Origin of the sequence: Burkholderia sp. 9779_493, from assembly GCF_015712215.1 — a bacterium.
Lineage (GTDB): Bacteria > Pseudomonadota > Gammaproteobacteria > Burkholderiales > Burkholderiaceae > Burkholderia > Burkholderia cenocepacia.
In genome coordinates, this window is the sequence record NZ_JACCQA010000013.1 from 88,096 (window position 1) to 104,696 (window position 16,601).

Annotated in this window: 18 protein-coding genes; 13 read left to right on the forward strand and 5 right to left on the reverse strand. The window is 68.2% G+C overall.

Annotation, left to right across the window (positions count from 1 at the left end):
• The first annotated feature begins 34 nt into the window (after nt 1-34).
• Nucleotides 35-523: a c-type cytochrome gene (locus H0X95_RS15570; RefSeq protein WP_111442279.1), complete on the forward strand. Its 489-nt coding sequence runs from the start codon at nt 35-37 to the stop codon at nt 521-523.
• A gap of 33 nt (nt 524-556) precedes the next feature.
• Nucleotides 557-2,062: an aldehyde dehydrogenase family protein gene (locus H0X95_RS15575; RefSeq protein ID WP_006484740.1), complete on the forward strand. Its 1,506-nt coding sequence runs from the start codon at nt 557-559 to the stop codon at nt 2,060-2,062.
• A gap of 54 nt (nt 2,063-2,116) precedes the next feature.
• Here H0X95_RS15575 and H0X95_RS15580 read toward each other — a convergent pair whose 3' ends face one another.
• On the reverse strand, nt 2,117-2,560 hold the full coding sequence (locus H0X95_RS15580) for a DMT family transporter (RefSeq protein ID WP_006498764.1): 444 nt from the start codon (nt 2,558-2,560) through the stop codon (nt 2,117-2,119).
• Nucleotides 2,561-2,681: 121 nt separating this feature from the next.
• Here H0X95_RS15580 and H0X95_RS15585 point away from each other — a divergent pair, with 121 nt between their 5' ends.
• A complete protein-coding gene (locus H0X95_RS15585; protein WP_006484721.1) occupies nt 2,682-3,563 on the forward strand; it encodes a LysR family transcriptional regulator in 882 nt (293 codons plus the stop codon).
• Between the two features lie 51 nt (nt 3,564-3,614).
• Here the strand turns inward: H0X95_RS15585 and H0X95_RS15590 are convergent, their stop codons facing one another.
• The gene (locus tag H0X95_RS15590; protein ID WP_124550714.1) at nt 3,615-3,848 is read right to left on the reverse strand and encodes a hypothetical protein; all 234 of its coding nucleotides are present in this window, start codon (nt 3,846-3,848) and stop codon (nt 3,615-3,617) included.
• Nucleotides 3,849-4,226: 378 nt separating this feature from the next.
• On the opposite strand from H0X95_RS15590, the gene H0X95_RS15595 reads away from it, so the two are divergent.
• From H0X95_RS15595 to H0X95_RS15620, 6 genes are all read left to right on the forward strand, one after another.
• Nucleotides 4,227-5,180, forward strand: a complete 954-nt coding sequence (locus H0X95_RS15595) for a choline ABC transporter substrate-binding protein (protein WP_196446103.1) — start codon at nt 4,227-4,229, stop codon at nt 5,178-5,180.
• Between the two features lie 61 nt (nt 5,181-5,241).
• On the forward strand, nt 5,242-6,171 hold the full coding sequence (locus H0X95_RS15600) for a 3-keto-5-aminohexanoate cleavage protein (protein ID WP_006484708.1): 930 nt from the start codon (nt 5,242-5,244) through the stop codon (nt 6,169-6,171).
• Between the two features lie 99 nt (nt 6,172-6,270).
• Nucleotides 6,271-7,236, forward strand: coding sequence for an L-carnitine dehydrogenase (locus H0X95_RS15605; RefSeq protein WP_006484739.1), 966 nt, complete (start codon nt 6,271-6,273; stop codon nt 7,234-7,236).
• A gap of 3 nt (nt 7,237-7,239) precedes the next feature.
• Nucleotides 7,240-7,728, forward strand: coding sequence for a thioesterase family protein (locus H0X95_RS15610; RefSeq protein WP_080331903.1), 489 nt, complete (start codon nt 7,240-7,242; stop codon nt 7,726-7,728).
• Between the two features lie 50 nt (nt 7,729-7,778).
• Nucleotides 7,779-8,735 carry an alpha/beta hydrolase gene (locus tag H0X95_RS15615; RefSeq protein WP_006484746.1) on the forward strand — a complete coding sequence of 319 codons (957 nt, stop codon included), beginning with the start codon at nt 7,779-7,781 and terminating at the stop codon, nt 8,733-8,735.
• 23 nt (nt 8,736-8,758) lie between these two features.
• Nucleotides 8,759-9,964: a TauD/TfdA family dioxygenase gene (locus H0X95_RS15620; protein WP_196446104.1), complete on the forward strand. Its 1,206-nt coding sequence runs from the start codon at nt 8,759-8,761 to the stop codon at nt 9,962-9,964.
• 193 nt (nt 9,965-10,157) lie between these two features.
• Here H0X95_RS15620 and H0X95_RS15625 read toward each other — a convergent pair whose 3' ends face one another.
• The 3 genes from H0X95_RS15625 to H0X95_RS15635 all read right to left on the reverse strand — a co-directional run bounded on the left by H0X95_RS15625 (nt 10,158) and on the right by H0X95_RS15635 (nt 12,110).
• Nucleotides 10,158-10,457, reverse strand: a complete 300-nt coding sequence (locus H0X95_RS15625; protein WP_196446105.1) for a DUF4148 domain-containing protein — start codon at nt 10,455-10,457, stop codon at nt 10,158-10,160.
• A 214-nt stretch (nt 10,458-10,671) separates the two neighbouring features.
• The gene (locus tag H0X95_RS15630) at nt 10,672-11,658 is read right to left on the reverse strand and encodes an oxidoreductase (RefSeq protein WP_006484712.1); all 987 of its coding nucleotides are present in this window, start codon (nt 11,656-11,658) and stop codon (nt 10,672-10,674) included.
• A 161-nt stretch (nt 11,659-11,819) separates the two neighbouring features.
• The gene (locus H0X95_RS15635; RefSeq protein WP_006484717.1) at nt 11,820-12,110 is read right to left on the reverse strand and encodes a DUF3331 domain-containing protein; all 291 of its coding nucleotides are present in this window, start codon (nt 12,108-12,110) and stop codon (nt 11,820-11,822) included.
• 668 nt (nt 12,111-12,778) lie between these two features.
• On the opposite strand from H0X95_RS15635, the gene H0X95_RS15640 reads away from it, so the two are divergent.
• The 4 genes from H0X95_RS15640 (at nt 12,779) to H0X95_RS15655 (ending at nt 16,591) form a co-directional block, all read left to right on the forward strand.
• The gene (locus tag H0X95_RS15640; protein ID WP_006484753.1) at nt 12,779-13,543 is read left to right on the forward strand and encodes an SDR family oxidoreductase; all 765 of its coding nucleotides are present in this window, start codon (nt 12,779-12,781) and stop codon (nt 13,541-13,543) included.
• 57 nt (nt 13,544-13,600) lie between these two features.
• Nucleotides 13,601-14,443, forward strand: coding sequence for an ureidoglycolate lyase (locus tag H0X95_RS15645; protein WP_006484749.1), 843 nt, complete (start codon nt 13,601-13,603; stop codon nt 14,441-14,443).
• A 23-nt stretch (nt 14,444-14,466) separates the two neighbouring features.
• Nucleotides 14,467-15,744 carry an L-fuconate dehydratase gene (locus H0X95_RS15650; RefSeq protein ID WP_080331901.1) on the forward strand — a complete coding sequence of 426 codons (1,278 nt, stop codon included), beginning with the start codon at nt 14,467-14,469 and terminating at the stop codon, nt 15,742-15,744.
• Between the two features lie 70 nt (nt 15,745-15,814).
• Entirely contained in the window at nt 15,815-16,591 is a 777-nt protein-coding gene (locus tag H0X95_RS15655; protein ID WP_059721852.1) for an SDR family oxidoreductase, read from the forward strand.
• The last annotated feature ends 10 nt before the right edge of the window (nt 16,592-16,601 follow it).

Here is a 16,601-nt window from a genome sequence, read left to right on the forward strand (position 1 = left end):
CGCGTGCTCGCCGGCGCGGCGCACGTGCTGCGCGGTGGCGTCGCGGCTGGGCAGCGTGGCGCGTCGCGTGTCGGGCTGGCTGCTGCTGGCGGGCGCGTCGGCGTGCGCGTTTGCCACGTCCGCGCGGGCCGACGGTGCGGCCGACGCCGTGCTCGCCCGGCAACACTGGGTGCTCAACTGCATGGGCTGCCACACGGCGACGGGCGGCGGCATTCCCGGCAAGGTGCCGCCGCTCGCGAATTCGCTCGGCTATTTCACGCATGTGCCGGCCGGGCGCGAGTACGTGATGCGCGTGCCCGGCGCGTCGAACTCGGCGCTGTCGGATCGGGAACTGGCCGACGTGCTGAACTGGGTGCTCACGACGATGAACCGCGATGCATTGCCGCGCGACTTCAAACCTTATACGGCCGCGGAAGTCGCCGCGCACCGCCGCCCCGCGCTGTCCGACGTCGCGACCGAGCGCGCCGGTCTCGTCCGCGCGTTGCAGGCGCGCGGCATCGACGGCGTTACGGATCGCTACTGACCGACTCACTCAACGAATCAAGGAAACGTGAACATGGAGACGAACGAAACCTTTGCGCTGCTCGACGCGACGCGCGCGTTTCTCGCGAAGCCGAAGCAGATGCTGATCGGCGCCGAATGGAGCGATGCCGCGTCGGGCCGCCAGCTCGATGTGGTGAACCCGGCCGACGGCACCGTGATTGCGCGCGTGCCCGAAGCGGACGAGCGCGACGTGCAGCAGGCGGTCGCCGCCGCGCGCCGCGCCTTCGATGCGGGCCCGTGGCGCACCGCGAAGACCACCGACCGCGAGCGCCTGATGCTCGTGCTGGCCGACCTGATCGAAGCCAACGCGCGCGAGCTGGCCGAGATCGAATCGCTGGACAACGGCAAGCCGGTGATGGTCGCGCAGGGGCTCGACGTCGCGATGGCCGCGCAGTGCTTCCGCTACATGGCCGGCTGGGCGACGAAGATCGAAGGCAGCGTGATCGATGCCGGCATGCCGTACCTGCCGGACAGCGAGATCTTCGCCTATACGAGAAAGGAACCCGTGGGCGTGGTCGGCGCGATCATCCCGTGGAATTTCCCGCTGCTGATGGCCGCGTGGAAAATCGCGCCGGCGCTCGCGACCGGCTGCACCGTCGTGCTGAAGCCTGCCGAGGATACGCCGTTGAGCGCGCTGCGGCTGGGCGAGCTGATCCAGGCGGCCGGGTTTCCGGACGGTGTCGTCAATATCGTCACCGGCTACGGTCACACGGCGGGCGCCGCGTTGTCGCGCGATCCGCGCATCGACAAGATCGCGTTCACCGGATCGACGCAGACGGGCAAGACGATCGGCCACGCGGCGCTCGACAACATGACGCGGATGTCGCTGGAACTCGGCGGCAAGTCACCGGTGATCGTGCTGCCCGACGTCGATCTCGACAAGGCCGCCCAGGGCGTCGCGAACGCGATCTTCTTCAACCAGGGGCAGGTGTGCACGGCCGGCTCGCGCGCCTACATCCATTCGAAGGTGTTCGACGGCGTGATCGAGCGCGTCGCGAAGATCGCCGCGAGCCTGAAGATCGGCCCGGGGATGGACCCGGCAACGCAGATTGGCCCGCTCGTCTCGGCGAAGCAGCGCGAGCGCGTGTGCGGTTACATCGACTCGGGGTTCGGCGAGGGCGCGCGTGCCGCCGCAGGCGGCCGCGCGATCGACGGCCCCGGCTTCTTCGTCGAACCGACGGTGCTGGTGGATACGACGCAGGCGATGCGCGTGGTGCGCGAGGAGATCTTCGGGCCGGTGCTCGTCGCGATGCCGTTCGACGACGTCGATACGGCCGTGCAGCTCGCGAACGACACGCCGTACGGCCTCGGCGCGAGCATCTGGTCGAACGATCTGTCCGCGATCCACAAGCTGGTCCCGCGTATTGCCGCGGGCACCGTGTGGGTCAACTGCCACTCGCTGCTCGACAACGCGCTGCCGTTCGGCGGGATGAAGCAGTCGGGCTTCGGCCGCGAACTCGGTCGCGCGGTGATCGACCAGTACACGGAAAGCAAGTCGGTGATGATGAACTACGCGTGAGCGTCGCGGCGAGCGCGTGCGTGGCCGGCGGATCGGGAACGCACGCACGCGCTGTCAAGCGCGGATCAGCACGACCCCGAGGATGAGGCACGCCGCGCCCGCGACGCGGATCGGGCTCGCCGAATGCTGCTGGATGCCCAGTACGCCGAAGTGGTCGAACACGAGCGCGCCGGTCATCTGGCCGACGACGATCAGCGCGAGCGTCGTCGCCGCGCCCAGGCGCGGCACCATCAGGATCGCGACGCCGACGAATACCGCGCCGAACACTCCCCCCGTCCAGCTGAACCACGACCCCGCCCCGGAAAACGTGCCGCTCAGGCGCGGATGAGGCGACAGCAACGCGACCGCCAGCATCGCGGCGAGGCCGACGAGATAGCTGACCGAGCCGGCCCACCACGGTGAGCCGATCTGCGCACGCAGGTTCGCGTTGAGCACCTGCTGCAACGCCACGCTGATGCCGGCCGCCACGACCAGCAGGTAAGACAGGAGGGTAGCCACGACGATGAACGCTCCGCAAGGATGGCCGCAACGGTGATTCCGGCACGGAAGGCTTTCATTCTGCGGAGCACGCCGGTATAACGCAAATATCGAATCTGGCGTTCATCCATCTCGTTTCGGCATGCCATCACTCCGGCAAATCCAGTATTTCCTGACCGTGGCGGACCTCGGCGGCTTCACGCCGGCCGCGGGCGCGCTTCATGTCGCGCAGTCGGCGCTCAGCCGGCAGATCGGCCAGCTCGAGGACGAACTCGGTTTCGTGCTGTTCGACCGCGAGCCAAGGGGCGTGCGGCTCACGCCGGCCGGCGCGATCTACCGCGAACGCGTGGCGTCGATCCCGGCCACGCTGACGGCGGCTGCCGACGAAGGCTCGCAATTGTCGCGCGGGGAAGCCGGCGTGCTGCGGCTGCTGCATTCCAGTACCGTGCCCGTCAGCAGCCTGATGCCGGATCTCGACCGCTTCATGCGGGATTGTCCGGGCGCGCGGATCGATCTCGACCGCGCGTCGTCCGAGGATCAGGTGACCGAAATCGCGAACGGCCATGCCGATATCGGGATCGTTCGGCTGCCGGTGCTGCGGCGCGATGCACGCGTGCGCTTCGTCGAACTGGCGGCCGAGCGCCTGTGCGTGGCGGTGCCTGCCGATCACGCGCTCGCGGGCCGCAAGCGCATCGCGATCGCGCGGTTGCGGCGGGAGCCGTTCGTGTCGGCCGTGTATCGCGAGCGGGGCGGCCTCGCGCGCGTCGTCATCGATCTGTGCCTGAAGCGGGGCTTCGTGCCGGTGGCCGCGCGGATCGTGTCGCCGAAGACGTCGATGCTGAATCTCGTCGCGGCCGGCCGGGGCGTGGCGATCGTGCCGGCGCGGATGGCGAGCGTCGGGATCGACGGCGTCGTGTTCGTGCCGATTTCCGATGAAGACGCGAAGTCGGTATGCGCGCTGGTGCTGCCGGCGCAGCCGACGGTGCTGGCGCAGGCGTTCGCACGGGTGGTGACGGCGGGCTGAACGGCGCGCTTCCTGATCGACACGCGGGTTCGATCGAACCGACGTCATGACTCAGACGCGGTACCCCGCGTCGCGCATCAACCGCCGCGATAGCTCGCCGCGCGGGCCTTCCGCGTCGAATCGCGCGCCAAGTTTCGCATTCGCACCGCGCGTCACGCCGCGATGCATGGCCACGATGATGGCAAAAAGGGCGACGACGAAGAAAGCGACAAGCATCGTATTGCTCCTGGCCGAAGAAACCGGAGACGGACATCGCGACGGCCGGTCATGTTCGTCTCCGTCCATTTCAGTGATACGCAGTACCCGGGCCCGGGGCGGCGCGGCAACTGGCGGGCCGCGCGCGATCGCCCGGCGGCTTCCAGCATAGGGCCCGCCCACGGCATCCGGCGACGTGTCGGAAGTCTGTCAGCAAGGCCGTGGCGGAATCGAAAGGCGTGCGCCGCTTCCGGGCAATCCCGCCGATCCCCAAAAAAACCCCAAACCCCCGTCAGGAAAGCCTCAAGCGCAAGCTAGTGGTTTCCACTCATAGTCGCAAACAGGCAAGAACAGGTCGCCGCCGGTCTTCTCGCGGCGAATATGGCTCGTTACTTTTACTCCCACGATGCAGGCCGGCGCACACTCCGCGCACCGGCTGCCGCGAGACCAACCGGGAGGAATCGAACCATGAAGTCGACGAAGATCGCCGCGCTCGCCGCGGCCGTGCTGGCGACCGGCGCGTTCACGAACGCCGCGCTTGCCGAGACGGAGGCCGCGACCTGCCGCACCGTGCGTTTCGCGGATATCGGCTGGACCGACATCACGTCGACCACCGCGCTCGCGTCGACCGTGTTCGAGGCGCTCGGCTACAAGCCGACCACGACGATCGCGTCGGTGCCGATCTCGTTTGCCGGCCTCAAGAGCAAGCAGCTCGACGTGTCGCTCGGCTACTGGTGGCCCGTGCAGCAGAAGCAGCTGCAACCGTTCCTCGACAGCAAGTCGATCAACGTCGTCGAACCGCCGAACCTGTCCGGCGCGAAGGCGACGCTCGCGGTCCCGAGCTATGAATACCAGGCCGGCCTGAAGACCTTCGACGACATCGCGAAGCATCGTGCGGAGCTCGACGGCAAGATCTACGGGATCGAGCCGGGCAGCAGCGCGAACGCGACGATCCAGAAGATGATCGACACGAACCAGTACGGGCTCGGCGGCTTCAAGCTCGTCGAATCGAGCGAGGCCGGGATGCTGGTGACGGTCGAGCGCGCGATCCGCGAGAAGAAGTGGGTCGTGTTCCTCGGCTGGGAGCCGCATCCGATGAACATCCAGCTCAGCATGAACTACCTGTCCGGCGGCGACGCGGCGTTCGGCCCGAACTACGGCGAAGCGCGCGTGTACACGCTGACCGCGCCCGACTTCATCGCGCGTTGCCCGAACGCGGGCAAGCTCGTGACGAACCTGCGCTTCTCGACGGAGCTCGAGAACCAGCTGATGCAGTCGGTGATGAACAAGACCAAGCCGGCCGAGGCCGCGAAGGCGTACCTGAAGAAGAACCCGCAGGTGCTCGATCCGTGGCTCGCGGGCGTCAAGACGTTCGACGGCAAGGACGGCCTGCCTGCCGTGAAGGCGTATCTCGGCCTGTAACGGCCGGCGCCCACGCGCTATCTGCAATGCGACACAACCCGAATCAAGCGAGGCATCCAGCATGAACCACGAAGTCATCATCACCTGCGCCGTCACGGGCGCGGGCGATACGGTCGGCAAGCATCCGGCGATTCCGGTCACGCCGAAGGAGATCGCGGCCGCCGCGATCGAAGCCGCGAAGGCCGGCGCGACGGTCGCCCACTGCCACGTGCGCGATCCGCAGACGGGGCGCGGCAGCCGCGACCCGAACCTGTATCGCGAGGTGGTCGACCGCATCCGCTCGGCCGACGTCGACGTGATCATCAACCTGACGGCCGGGATGGGCGGCGATCTCGAGATCGGCCCGGGCGAGGACCCGATGCGCTTCGGCAAGGGGACCGACCTGGTCGGCGGCCTCACGCGCCTGGCGCACGTCGAGGAGCTGCTGCCCGAGATCTGCACGCTCGACTGCGGCACGCTGAATTTCGGCGACGGCGACTACATCTACGTGTCGACGCCCGCGCAGTTGCGCGCCGGCGCGAAACGCATCCAGGAACTCGGCGTGAAGCCGGAACTGGAGATCTTCGATACGGGCCATCTGTGGTTCGCGAAGCAACTGCTGAAGGAAGGGCTGCTCGACGATCCGCCGCTGTTCCAGCTGTGCCTCGGCATTCCGTGGGGCGCGCCGGCCGACACGGGCACGATGAAGGCGATGGTCGACAACCTGCCGCCGGGCGCGCACTGGGCCGGCTTCGGGATCGGCCGCATGCAGATGCCGATGGTCGCGCAGGCGATGCTGCTCGGCGGCCACGTGCGCGTGGGCCTCGAAGACAACATCTGGCTCGACCGCGGCGTGCATGCGACCAACGGCACGCTCGTCGAACGCGCCCGCGAGATCGTCGAACGCCTCGGCGGCCGCGTGCTGACGCCGGCCGAGGGCCGCCGCAAGCTCGGCCTGCCGGCGCGCGGCGAGCGACTGCTCGAACGCCGTGCGGTTGCCGAATTCGCGTGAGCCGTTTCACCGTCTCGCCGACTGACATGACATGACATGGCGGCGTGCGTCCCCGCGCGGCCGCCCCCCGATTTCCCCTGATTTGAAGGATGCGTTGACATGGCTGTGAAGACCGACATCAAGACGTTTGCCGCCATCGGCACCGGCGTGATCGGCAGCGGATGGATTTCCCGCGCGCTCGCGCACGGTCTCGACGTGGTCGTGTGGGACCCGGCGCCGGGCGCCGAAGCGCGGCTGCGCGCGAACGTCGCGAACGCGTGGCCCGCGCTCGAACGCGTCGGCCTCGCACCGGGCGCCGATCCCGCGCGGTTGCGGTTCGTGTCGACGATCGAGGCGTGCGTCGCCGATGCGGATTTCATCCAGGAAAGCGCGCCCGAGCGCGAAGCGCTGAAGCTCGAACTGCACGAGCAGATCAGCCGCGCGGCGAAGCCCGACGCGATCATCGCGTCGTCGACGTCGGGGCTGCTGCCGACCGATTTCTACGCGCGGGCGACGCATCCGGAGCGCTGCGTGGTCGGCCACCCGTTCAACCCCGTGTACCTGCTGCCGCTCGTCGAGGTGCTCGGCGGCGCGCGCACGTCGCCGGAAGCGGTCGAAGGCGCGATGGAGATCTATCGCAAGCTCGGCATGCGGCCGCTGCACGTGCGCAAGGAAGTGCCGGGCTTCATCGCGGATCGTTTGCTCGAAGCGTTGTGGCGCGAGGCGCTGCATCTCGTCAACGAAGGCGTCGCGACCACCGGCGAGATCGACGATGCGATCCGCTTCGGCGCGGGCATCCGCTGGTCGTTCATGGGCACGTTCCTCACCTACACGCTGGCCGGCGGCGACGCGGGCATGCGACACTTCATGCAGCAATTCGGCCCCGCGCTCGAACTGCCGTGGACGAAGCTGGTCGCGCCGACGTTGACCGACGCGCTGATCGACAGCGTCGTCGAAGGCACGACCGAACAGCAGGGCACGCGCAGCATCAAGGAGCTCGAACGCTATCGCGACGAGTGCATCACCGAGGTGCTGAAATCGATCGCCGCGGTGAAGGCGCGGCACGGGATGCGATTCGAGGACTAGACGATGACGGGCGATATCCCGCTGACGATTTACCGCGACGTGGTGCGGCCCGAATGGGTCGACTACAACGGCCACCTGCGCGATGCGTTCTATCTGCTGATCTTCAGCTTCGCGACCGATGCGCTGCTGGATCGCATCGGCCTTAACGACGCCGCGCGTCGCGAGCGGGGCCGCTCGGTCTATACGCTCGAAGCGCATGTGAACTACCTGCACGAGATCAAGGAAGGCACGCCGGTGCGCGTCGATGCGCGCGTGCTGGCGCACGACGCGAAGCGGCTGCATCTGTATCTCGAACTCTTCGCCGACGGGCATGACGACGCGGTATCGGCGAGCGAGCAGATGCTGCTGCACGTCGATACGCGCGGCGGTGCGAAGTCGGCGCCGTTCGACGACGACGTGGCCGCGCGCGTGGCCGAACTGCACGCATTGCAGCGCGATTGCGCGGCGCCTGCTTATGCGGGCCGCGTGATCGGGTTGCCGCCGCGGCGCTAGCAACGCGCGTCATCTTTTCCATCGTCATCCTCGATCGCGGAGCGCACACGATGCTCGAACCGGAAATCGCGGCGTTCGTCGCGGCCGTCGACGCGTGGTATCCGGCCGATGCGGCGGCGCGCTCGCCCGACGAGCAGCGCCGCCTCTACGACCGCTTCGCGGCCGAATGGACGCCGGCCGCGCTGCCGGCCGGCATCGTGCGGCGGGACGCCGTGTGGCACGCGCCGGACGGCCGCCCGATCGCGCTGCGGCGCTATACGTCCGCGCACGGCACGCCACGCGGCACGGTGTTGTTTTTTCATGGCGGCGGTTTCGTCGTCGGCTCGCTCGACAGTCATGCGCTGATCACCGCGCAACTGGCGGCCGATACTGGCCTCGACGTGATCGCCGTCGACTATCGGCTGGCGCCCGAACACCGCGCGCCGGCCGCGCTCGACGATTGCATGGAAGTCACGCGCGCCGCACGCGATGCGCGCTGGCCGTTCGGGCCGTGCGCGCATCCGCTGACGCTCGCGGGCGACAGCGCGGGCGGGATGCTCGCGGCGGCGGTGGCGACCGCGCTGCGCGATGCGGGCGAACGCAACGTGGACGGCATCGCGCTCGTCTATCCGATGCTCGGTTTCGAACCGCAATCGCCCGCGCGCGAAACGGAAGCGCACGCGCCGATGCTGACGCTCGACGACGTGCATCGCTACCGCGCGCTGTACTGGAACGGCGACCTGTCGGCCGTGCTGCTGAACGATGACCCGCTGCTGCGCGCGTCGGTGCCGCTCGAAGCCACACGCTTCGACGGCTTGCCGCCGGTGCTCGCGATCGGCGCCGAGCACGATCCGCTGCGCGACGATGCGCGCGTGTACGTCGAGCGGATTCGCGCGGCCGGCGGGGTCGCGCACGGCTGGATGGGAGAGGGGCTGGTGCATGGCTGCTGGCGCGCGCTCGGAACGAGCCCGCAGGCCGCACGGATGCACCGGATGGTCGGCGGGTTCTTGCTCGCACCACACGCGTAGCGGGCGTTTTCGGGGAGGCAACGATGCAGGCAGCGGTGCAACACCGTATCGAGGACTGGCGGACGTTTTCGGCCGACGCGGCCATCGCGGCGGCGACGATCGGCGATGGCGCGGTGGACGTCGAGTGGAGCGACGCGCGACGCTCGCCGTTCCATTTCGACTGGCTGCGCGACAACTGCGCGTGTTCCGCGTGCGTGCACGCGATCACGCGCGAACAGGTATTCGAGATCGCCGATGCGCGCGAGGATCTGTCCGCGCTCACCGCGCACGTCGAAACCGATGGCGCGCTGCATGTGGAATGGAACGACGGGCACCGCAGTGCGTGGTCGCCGGGCTGGTTGCGTGCGCATGCGTACGACGACGCATCGCGCGCGGAGCGTCTGGCCGCGCATCGGCGGCACGTATGGACCGGCGACGATGCGACGGCGATCGGCGTGTTCGCGTGGCGCGACGTGATGGAGGACGACCGCGCGTTGCTGGCATGGCTCGGCGCGTTGCAGCGCACGGGGTTGACGCTCGTCGAAGGCGTGCCGGCCGAGCGCGGCCGTGTCGACGAGATCGCGCGCCGCGTCGGCCTGATCCGCGAAAGCAATTTCGGCGTGCTGTTCGACGTCGAATCGAAGCCGCGCCCGGACAGCAATGCGTATACGTCGCTGAATCTTCCGCCGCACACCGATCTGCCGACGCGCGAATTGCAGCCGGGCGTGCAGTTCCTGCACTGTCTCGCGAACGACGCGACGGGCGGCGACAGCATCTTCCTCGATGGCTTCGCGCTCGCGGATGCGTTGCGGCGCGAACATCCGGACGATTTCGAGCGGCTCGCATCGACGCCGTTCGAGTTCTGGAACAAGAGCGCGAACAGCGACTACCGCTGTTCGGCGCCGGTGATCGGGCTCGATGCGCGCGGTCATGTGACGGAGGTGCGTGTCGCGAATTTCCTGCGCGGCCCGCTCGATGCGCCGGCCGGCGCGGTGTCGGCCGTCTATCGTGCGTATCGGCGGTTCCTCGCGCTGGCGCGCGAGCCGCGTTTTCGCGTGCAGCGCCGGTTGCGGGCAGGCGACATGTGGGCGTTCGACAACCGGCGCGTGCTGCACGCGCGCACCGAGTTCGACCCGTCGACGGGCCGCCGGCACTTGCAGGGCTGTTACGTCGATCGCGACGAGTTGCTGTCGCGGTGGCGCGTGCTGTCGCGATCGGCGCCGGCCGGGGCTGCGGCCGCGGCGCGCTGACCGACACGCACGGCGCCTTCTCGCACACCTGTTCGGGAAAAAGCACCCGGACGCCAGGCGTCCGGGCGAAGCCACCCGCTGCCGGGCGGCGGAGGTATGCGTTTCACAAAAAAGACGAGCCCCGCGAAGGGGGCTCGTCCGGACTGCTTGACTTCAGCGCGCGACGCGCGGCGCCCGCCGGGGGCGCGTCGGCTTACTGGCCGAAGAAGATCGAGTCGCGTGCGTTCGACGACGCGGCAGCCGGTGCGCCCGAGTGGACGAGCGGAGCCGGTTGCCCGCCGTAGCCGCTGGTGTCGGCGCCATGAACGCGCGCTTCGGCGCTCTGGATGTCGTTCGGGTAGTACGGGCTCGACAGACCCGGCTTGTAGCCGGCCTTTTCGAGCTGGACCAGTTCGTTGCGCACTTGAGCGCGCGTCACGGTGCTTTGGGCGAATGCGCCGAACGAAGCGGACAGGGCGGCAGCGGCAACGACTGCGGAAACGAGCGATTTCATGGTGACCTCCGGTGTTTTATTGAGTTCGCTCTCGACACCATGTCTTGAGCGATTGATCAAATCTTAGTCACCGGGCGGTTCAGGGTAAACGCTGATTTTGACGATAGATTGTTTCCTGTCTGGTAACAGTGGAGCGTCGAATCAGTCTTTCAACGGGCTTTCTTTTCGGTTGCCGTAATAAGTATGAAGAATATCGAGATCGCGCGCGGGCGGTTCAGCGTGCTTCGGCCGCCGCATCGAACGGCCGGCCCGGCGCGCGTGCGGCGGGCGCCCCGGCGCTGAGGAAGCGCACGCCCGTGGCGGCTTCCGAGGCCTCCCACAGCAATGCCGCCGACGCCACGTTGCGTGCCGCGCGCGGTACGCTCGCCGGCGCCGGCAGCCCGCGCGACTCGAACCAGCCGGACGGGCCGATGTACGCGCCGCCCGCCAGATCGGGCGACGTTGCCGCATGGATCGCGGGCAGCGCGCCCTGGTCGGCCGGCTGCGCGAGATAACGGTTCGCGGCACGCATCAGCGCGGCGCGGGCCGGGGAACTGTCCATCGCCGGGCCCGCGAACTGCAGGTTGGTCGCCGCGTAGCCGGGGTGTGCGGCGACGCTGATGCCGGCGAACGCCGCGCGCTCGAAACGGCGCTGCAACTCGATCGCGAACACGAGGTTCGCGAGCTTGCTGTCGCAGTAGGCGAGATAACGGTTGTAGCGCTGCGTGGCGCGCAGGTCGTCGACACGAATCCGGCCGCCGCGGTTGAAGCCGCTCGACATCGTGACGACGCGCGCCCGGCGCGCGGCGCGTAGCGCCGGCAGCAACTGGCCGGTCAGCGCGAAATGGCCGAGGTGGTTGGTGCCGAATTGCATCTCGAAGCCGTCGCGCGTGTGCCGCAGCGGCAGGAACATCACACCGGCGTTGTTGCAGAGGATGTCGACGCGGCCGTGGCGTTCGCCGACGTCGGCGGCGAAGCGGGCGATCGACGCGAGATCGGCGAGGTCGAGCGGATCGACTTCGACGCGGGCATGAGGATGAAGCCGGCGGATTGCGTCGGCCGCCTGCGCGCCGCGTGCGGCGTCGCGGCAGCCCATCACGACCGTCGCGCCTTTCGCGGCCAGCGTTTCCGCGAGCTGCCAGCCGAGACCGCTGTTGGCGCCGGTCACGACCGCGATCTTGCCGCCTTGCGCCGGGACGTGGCGCGCGCTCCATGCATGCATGTCTGCCTCCATCGGCGCAGCCGGTCGGCCGCGGCACGTAATCGTTACATTGAGTGGTGTAACGATAGTGCGGGCGGACGGAGCAGACAAGCGGGGGAACTAGACCGGCGCTTCTAGGGCTGGCGCGTGGCGCCGCGAGCCCGGCGCGCGGCCGGCAGGTGTTACCTGCTGCCGGCCAGCGCGAGCACTTCGGCGGCGGAGATCATGGCGGCGGCGTTCGCGGGGGCCGGGCGCTCGGCCGGGCGGAACACTTCGTCGCCGCGATGGATGACCTGGCGCGACAGCGCGCAGGTGCCGGTGCGCTGCGCGAAGCGGCGGCGCCAGCGCTGTTCGCCGTAGTGACAGCGGCCGGGTTCGACCCAGCGGACGACGAGCAGCGTATCGGAACGTTCGAGGATTTCGACGTGGACGTCGGCGGGATCGAGCGCAGGCAGGGATTTGGAGGCCTTCATTTTGCCGTTTCCTAAAGCCCGTGCGGGTTCGGCCATGGCAGTGGGGTGTCACTACCCAAGGGGGAATCCGTAGGGGTTTCCATGAGTGGTGCGCTAAATGTAAGCGTCTGTGACCGGAAAAAACATCCTGTCTGGCTCAAATTACCTTTTGCCGATTTAGAAACAATCCACGCTTATTTTCTTGAAAAACCAAGGACAAAAAGCCCCGGACGGGGACGTCCGGGGCGGAAAATCGGCCCGCGCGCCGTGTCTGCTCGCCCAGTCACGGGATACATCGCCGGAGGACGGAGGTGCCCGCAGGGATCCTGCGCGGGCGGGGAGGCGATGTACCGGAAGCGCGGTCCGGCAACGCCATGATGGCGTGCGCCACCCGTTGACACCCTGACGCGAACATGACTTTTTTGTCAGGTTGCGCCGTTCGCCGTGCCGAACGGCGCCGAAGAATCGGCGCAAAGGCCCGCCCGTATTGGCTTTGCGCGGATCGCCCAAGCAAAGCCTCGACGCCGCTCTCACGCCGAATCCTTATCCGCCGGACGGGTTCGCCAGCCCCGGGTAAATACTGAATTCCGATTTCGTGACAAACGCGGGATCCGTTCCTATGATTGGTTGGACCTTTAGTCCTTTGTGCCAATCGGCCGACTGGCGGCCGGCTTTTTCGGAGAGTGCTCATGAGATTGCAGGGCAAACGCGCGCTGGTGACGGCGGCCGGGCAGGGCATCGGCCGTGCGACCGCGCTGCGGTTCGCGCGCGAGGGCGCCGACGTGCTGGCGACCGACATCAACGAAGCCGCGCTGGTGCGGCTCGAAGCCGACGCCGAGCGCGCGGGCGGACGGCTGGTCACGCGGCGGCTCGACGTCACCGACGCGAACGAGGTGGCCGCGCTCGCCGCGAGCGAACGCGCATTCGACGTGCTGTTCAACTGCGCGGGCTACGTGCACCACGGCTCGATCCTCGACTGCGACGACGACGCGTGGGCGTTCTCGCTGAACCTGAACGTCACGTCGATGTACCGGCTGATCCGCGCGCTGCTGCCCGCGATGCTCGAAGCCGGCGGCGCGTCGATCGTCAACATGGCGTCGGCCGCGTCGAGCGTGAAGGGCGTACCGAACCGCTTCGTGTACGGCACCACCAAGGCGGCGGTGATCGGGCTGACCAAGGCGGTGGCCGCCGATTTCGTCGAGCGGGGCATCCGCTGCAACGCGATCTGCCCGGGCACGATCGAATCGCCGTCGCTCGAGCAGCGGATCGCCGACCAGGCGCGCACGCGCCACGTGTCGACCGACGAGGTGCGCCAGGCGTTCGTCGCGCGGCAGCCGATCGGCCGCATCGGCACCGCGGACGAAGTGGCCGCGCTCGCGCTGTACCTGGCGTCCGACGAAGCGTCGTTCACCACCGGCACGATTCACCTGATCGACGGCGGCTGGTCAAACTGACCGCGTCAAACTGACCGCCCCTTTCCATTCACTTTCCGTTTCCGTTCGGACGACGATATGAAACTGCTGAGATTTGGCGACAAACACCATGAAAAACCGGGCCTGCTGGATGCGCAGGGCCACATTCGCGATCTGTCCGGCGTGATCGACGACATCGCCGGCGACGCGCTGACGCCCGCGTCGCTCGCGCGGCTGCGTGACATCCCGCCGTCGTCGCTGCCGCTCGTCGAAGGCACGCCGCGGCTCGGCGCGTGCGTCGGCCGCGTCGGCAAGTTCATCTGCATCGGGCTCAACTACTCGGATCACGCGGCCGAATCGGGGATGGAGGTGCCGAAGGAGCCCGTCGTGTTCGGCAAGTGGACGAGCGCGATCTCCGGCCCGAACGACGACGTCGAAATCCCGCGCGGCTCCGAGAAGACCGACTGGGAAGTCGAGCTCGGCGTGGTGATCGGCCAGGGCGGCCGCTATATCGACGAAGCCGATGCGCTGTCGCACGTCGCCGGTTACTGCGTCGTGAACGACGTGTCGGAGCGCGAATATCAGCTCGAACGCGGCGGCACGTGGGACAAGGGCAAGGGCAACGACACGTTCGGCCCGCTCGGGCCCTGGCTCGTGACGGCCGACGAAGTGCCCGATCCGCACGCGCTGCGGCTGTGGCTGGACGTGGACGGCCACCGCTACCAGAACGGCTCGACCGCGACGATGGTGTTCCGCGTGCCGCACCTGATCAGCTACCTGAGCCGCTTCATGAGCTTGCAGCCGGGCGACGTGATCTCGACCGGCACGCCGCCGGGCGTCGGCCTCGGGCAGAAGCCGCCCGTCTACCTGCGCGCCGGACAAGTGATCACGCTCGGCATCGACGGGCTCGGCGAGCAACGCCAGCGCACCGTGCAGGCCTGATTCCCTTTAACGGACGGTTCGTCATGCCTATCATTCGATCGATGCGCGTCCTCGACGTGCGCTTTCCGACCTCGCGCCAGCTCGACGGCTCCGACGCGATGAATCCGGCCCCCGATTATTCGGCGGCCTACGTCGTGCTCGAAACCGACCACGACGGGCTCGAAGGTCACGGGCTCACGTTCACCATCGGGCGCGGCAACGAAATCTGCTGTGCGGCGATCGACGCGATGCGTCACCTCGTCGTCGGCCTGGACCTCGACTGGATCCGCGAGGACATGGGCCGTTTCTGGCGGCACGTCACGTCGGACAGCCAGTTGCGCTGGATCGGCCCCGACAAGGGCGCGATCCACCTGGCGACGGGCGCCGTCGTCAATGCGGTGTGGGATTTGTGGGCGAAGGCCGTCGGCAAGCCGCTGTGGCGGCTCGTCGCCGACATGAGTCCGGAGGAGCTGGTGCGGGCGATCGACTTCCGCTACCTGACCGACTGCCTGAGCCCGGACGAAGCGCTCGAGCTGCTGCGCCGGCAGGCGCCCGGCAAGGCCGCGCGGATCGCCGCGCTCGAGCGCGACGGCTACCCGTGCTACACGACGTCGGCCGGCTGGCTCGGCTACAGCGACGACAAGCTGCGCCGGCTGTGCCGCGAGGCGGTGGAAGAAGGCTTCGACCACGTGAAGCTGAAAGTCGGCGGGAACCTCGAGGACGACATCCGCCGCGTGACGATCGCGCGCGAGGTGATCGGCCCCGACCGCAAGCTGATGATCGACGCGAACCAGGTGTGGGAGGTCGACGAGGCGATCGACTGGGTGCGCGAGCTCGCGTTCGCGCGGCCGTGGTTCATCGAGGAGCCGACGAGCCCCGACGACGTCGAAGGGCATCGCAAGATCCGCAAGGCGATCGCGCCGGTGCAGGTCGCGACCGGCGAGATGTGCCAGAACCGCGTGCTGTTCAAGCAGTTCATCGCGCGCGGCGCGATCGACGTCGTGCAGATCGACGCGTGCCGGCTCGGCGGCGTGAACGAGATTCTCGCGGTGATGCTGATGGCCGCGAAGTACGGGCTGCCGGTGTGCCCGCATGCGGGCGGCGTCGGGCTGTGCGAGTACGTGCAGCACCTGTCGATGATCGATTACGTGTGCATTTCCGGCACGAAGGAAGGGCGCGTGACCGAGTACGTCGACCACCTGCACGAGCATTTCGTCGAACCGTGCGTGGTGCGCGGCGCGGCGTACATGCCGCCGACGGCGCCCGGTTTCTCGATCGAGATGAAGCCCGAATCGCTGGAGCAATACCGGTTCCGCGGCTGACGCGGGGCGACGCGCGACGGCGCGCCGCGCGCGTCGTGCGCGGCGACAACATGAACGACGGAGACGCGAAGTGGATTTGAATCTGCAAGACAAGGTCGTGATCGTGACCGGCGGCGCGTCGGGCATCGGCGCCGCGGTCTCGATGCGGCTGGCCGGCGAGGGCGCGATACCGGTGGTGTTCGCGCGCCACGCGCCCGACGACGCCTTCTGGCGCGAACTCGCGCAGCATCAGCCGCGCGCTGCGTGCGTGAGCGTCGAACTGCAGGACGATGCGCAGTGCCGCGATGCCGTCGCGCAGACCGTCGCGCGCTTCGGCCGTATCGACGGCCTCGTGAACAATGCGGGCATCAACGACAGCATCGGGCTCGACGCCGGACGCGATGCGTTCGTCGCGTCGCTCGAACGCAACCTGATCCATTACTACGTGATGGCGCACTACTGCGTGCCGCACCTGAAGGCGGCGCGCGGCGCGATCGTCAACATTTCGTCGAAGACGGCCGTGACCGGGCAGGGCAACACGAGCGGCTATTGTGCGTCGAAGGGCGCGCAGCTCGCGCTGACACGTGAATGGGCGGTCGCGTTGCGCGATGACGGCGTGCGCGTGAACGCGGTGATTCCCGCCGAGGTGATGACGCCGCTCTACCAGAACTGGATCGCCGGTTTCGACGATCCGGAGGCGAAAGTCGCGGAAATTGCCGGCAAGGTGCCGCTCGGCCGGCGCTTCACGACGGCCGACGAGATCGCCGATACGGCCGTGTTCCTGCTGTCGGATCGCGCATCGCACACGACGGGCCAGTGGCTGTTCGTCGATGGTGGCTACACGCATCTCGATCGTGCGATCAGTTGAGGGCCGCGTT

Excerpts from the sequence above, each read along its gene's own strand:
- H0X95_RS15650 (WP_080331901.1), top strand. The coding sequence starts at position 14,467 with ATGCCTATCATTCGATCGATGCGCGTCCTCGACGTGCGCTTTCCGACC.
- H0X95_RS15615 (WP_006484746.1), top strand. The coding sequence starts at position 7,779 with ATGCTCGAACCGGAAATCGCGGCGTTCGTCGCGGCCGTCGACGCGTGG.
- H0X95_RS15640 (WP_006484753.1), top strand. The coding sequence starts at position 12,779 with ATGAGATTGCAGGGCAAACGCGCGCTGGTGACGGCGGCCGGGCAGGGC.
- H0X95_RS15645 (WP_006484749.1), top strand. The coding sequence starts at position 13,601 with ATGAAACTGCTGAGATTTGGCGACAAACACCATGAAAAACCGGGCCTG.
- H0X95_RS15595 (WP_196446103.1), top strand. The coding sequence starts at position 4,227 with ATGAAGTCGACGAAGATCGCCGCGCTCGCCGCGGCCGTGCTGGCGACC.
- H0X95_RS15605 (WP_006484739.1), top strand. The coding sequence starts at position 6,271 with ATGGCTGTGAAGACCGACATCAAGACGTTTGCCGCCATCGGCACCGGC.
- H0X95_RS15635 (WP_006484717.1), bottom strand. The coding sequence starts at position 12,110 with ATGAAGGCCTCCAAATCCCTGCCTGCGCTCGATCCCGCCGACGTCCAC.
- H0X95_RS15590 (WP_124550714.1), bottom strand. The coding sequence starts at position 3,848 with ATGGACGGAGACGAACATGACCGGCCGTCGCGATGTCCGTCTCCGGTT.
- H0X95_RS15625 (WP_196446105.1), bottom strand. The coding sequence starts at position 10,457 with ATGAAATCGCTCGTTTCCGCAGTCGTTGCCGCTGCCGCCCTGTCCGCT.
- H0X95_RS15575 (WP_006484740.1), top strand. The coding sequence starts at position 557 with ATGGAGACGAACGAAACCTTTGCGCTGCTCGACGCGACGCGCGCGTTT.
- H0X95_RS15610 (WP_080331903.1), top strand. The coding sequence starts at position 7,240 with ATGACGGGCGATATCCCGCTGACGATTTACCGCGACGTGGTGCGGCCC.
- H0X95_RS15620 (WP_196446104.1), top strand. The coding sequence starts at position 8,759 with ATGCAGGCAGCGGTGCAACACCGTATCGAGGACTGGCGGACGTTTTCG.
- H0X95_RS15585 (WP_006484721.1), top strand. The coding sequence starts at position 2,682 with ATGCCATCACTCCGGCAAATCCAGTATTTCCTGACCGTGGCGGACCTC.
- H0X95_RS15600 (WP_006484708.1), top strand. The coding sequence starts at position 5,242 with ATGAACCACGAAGTCATCATCACCTGCGCCGTCACGGGCGCGGGCGAT.
- H0X95_RS15630 (WP_006484712.1), bottom strand. The coding sequence starts at position 11,658 with ATGCATGCATGGAGCGCGCGCCACGTCCCGGCGCAAGGCGGCAAGATC.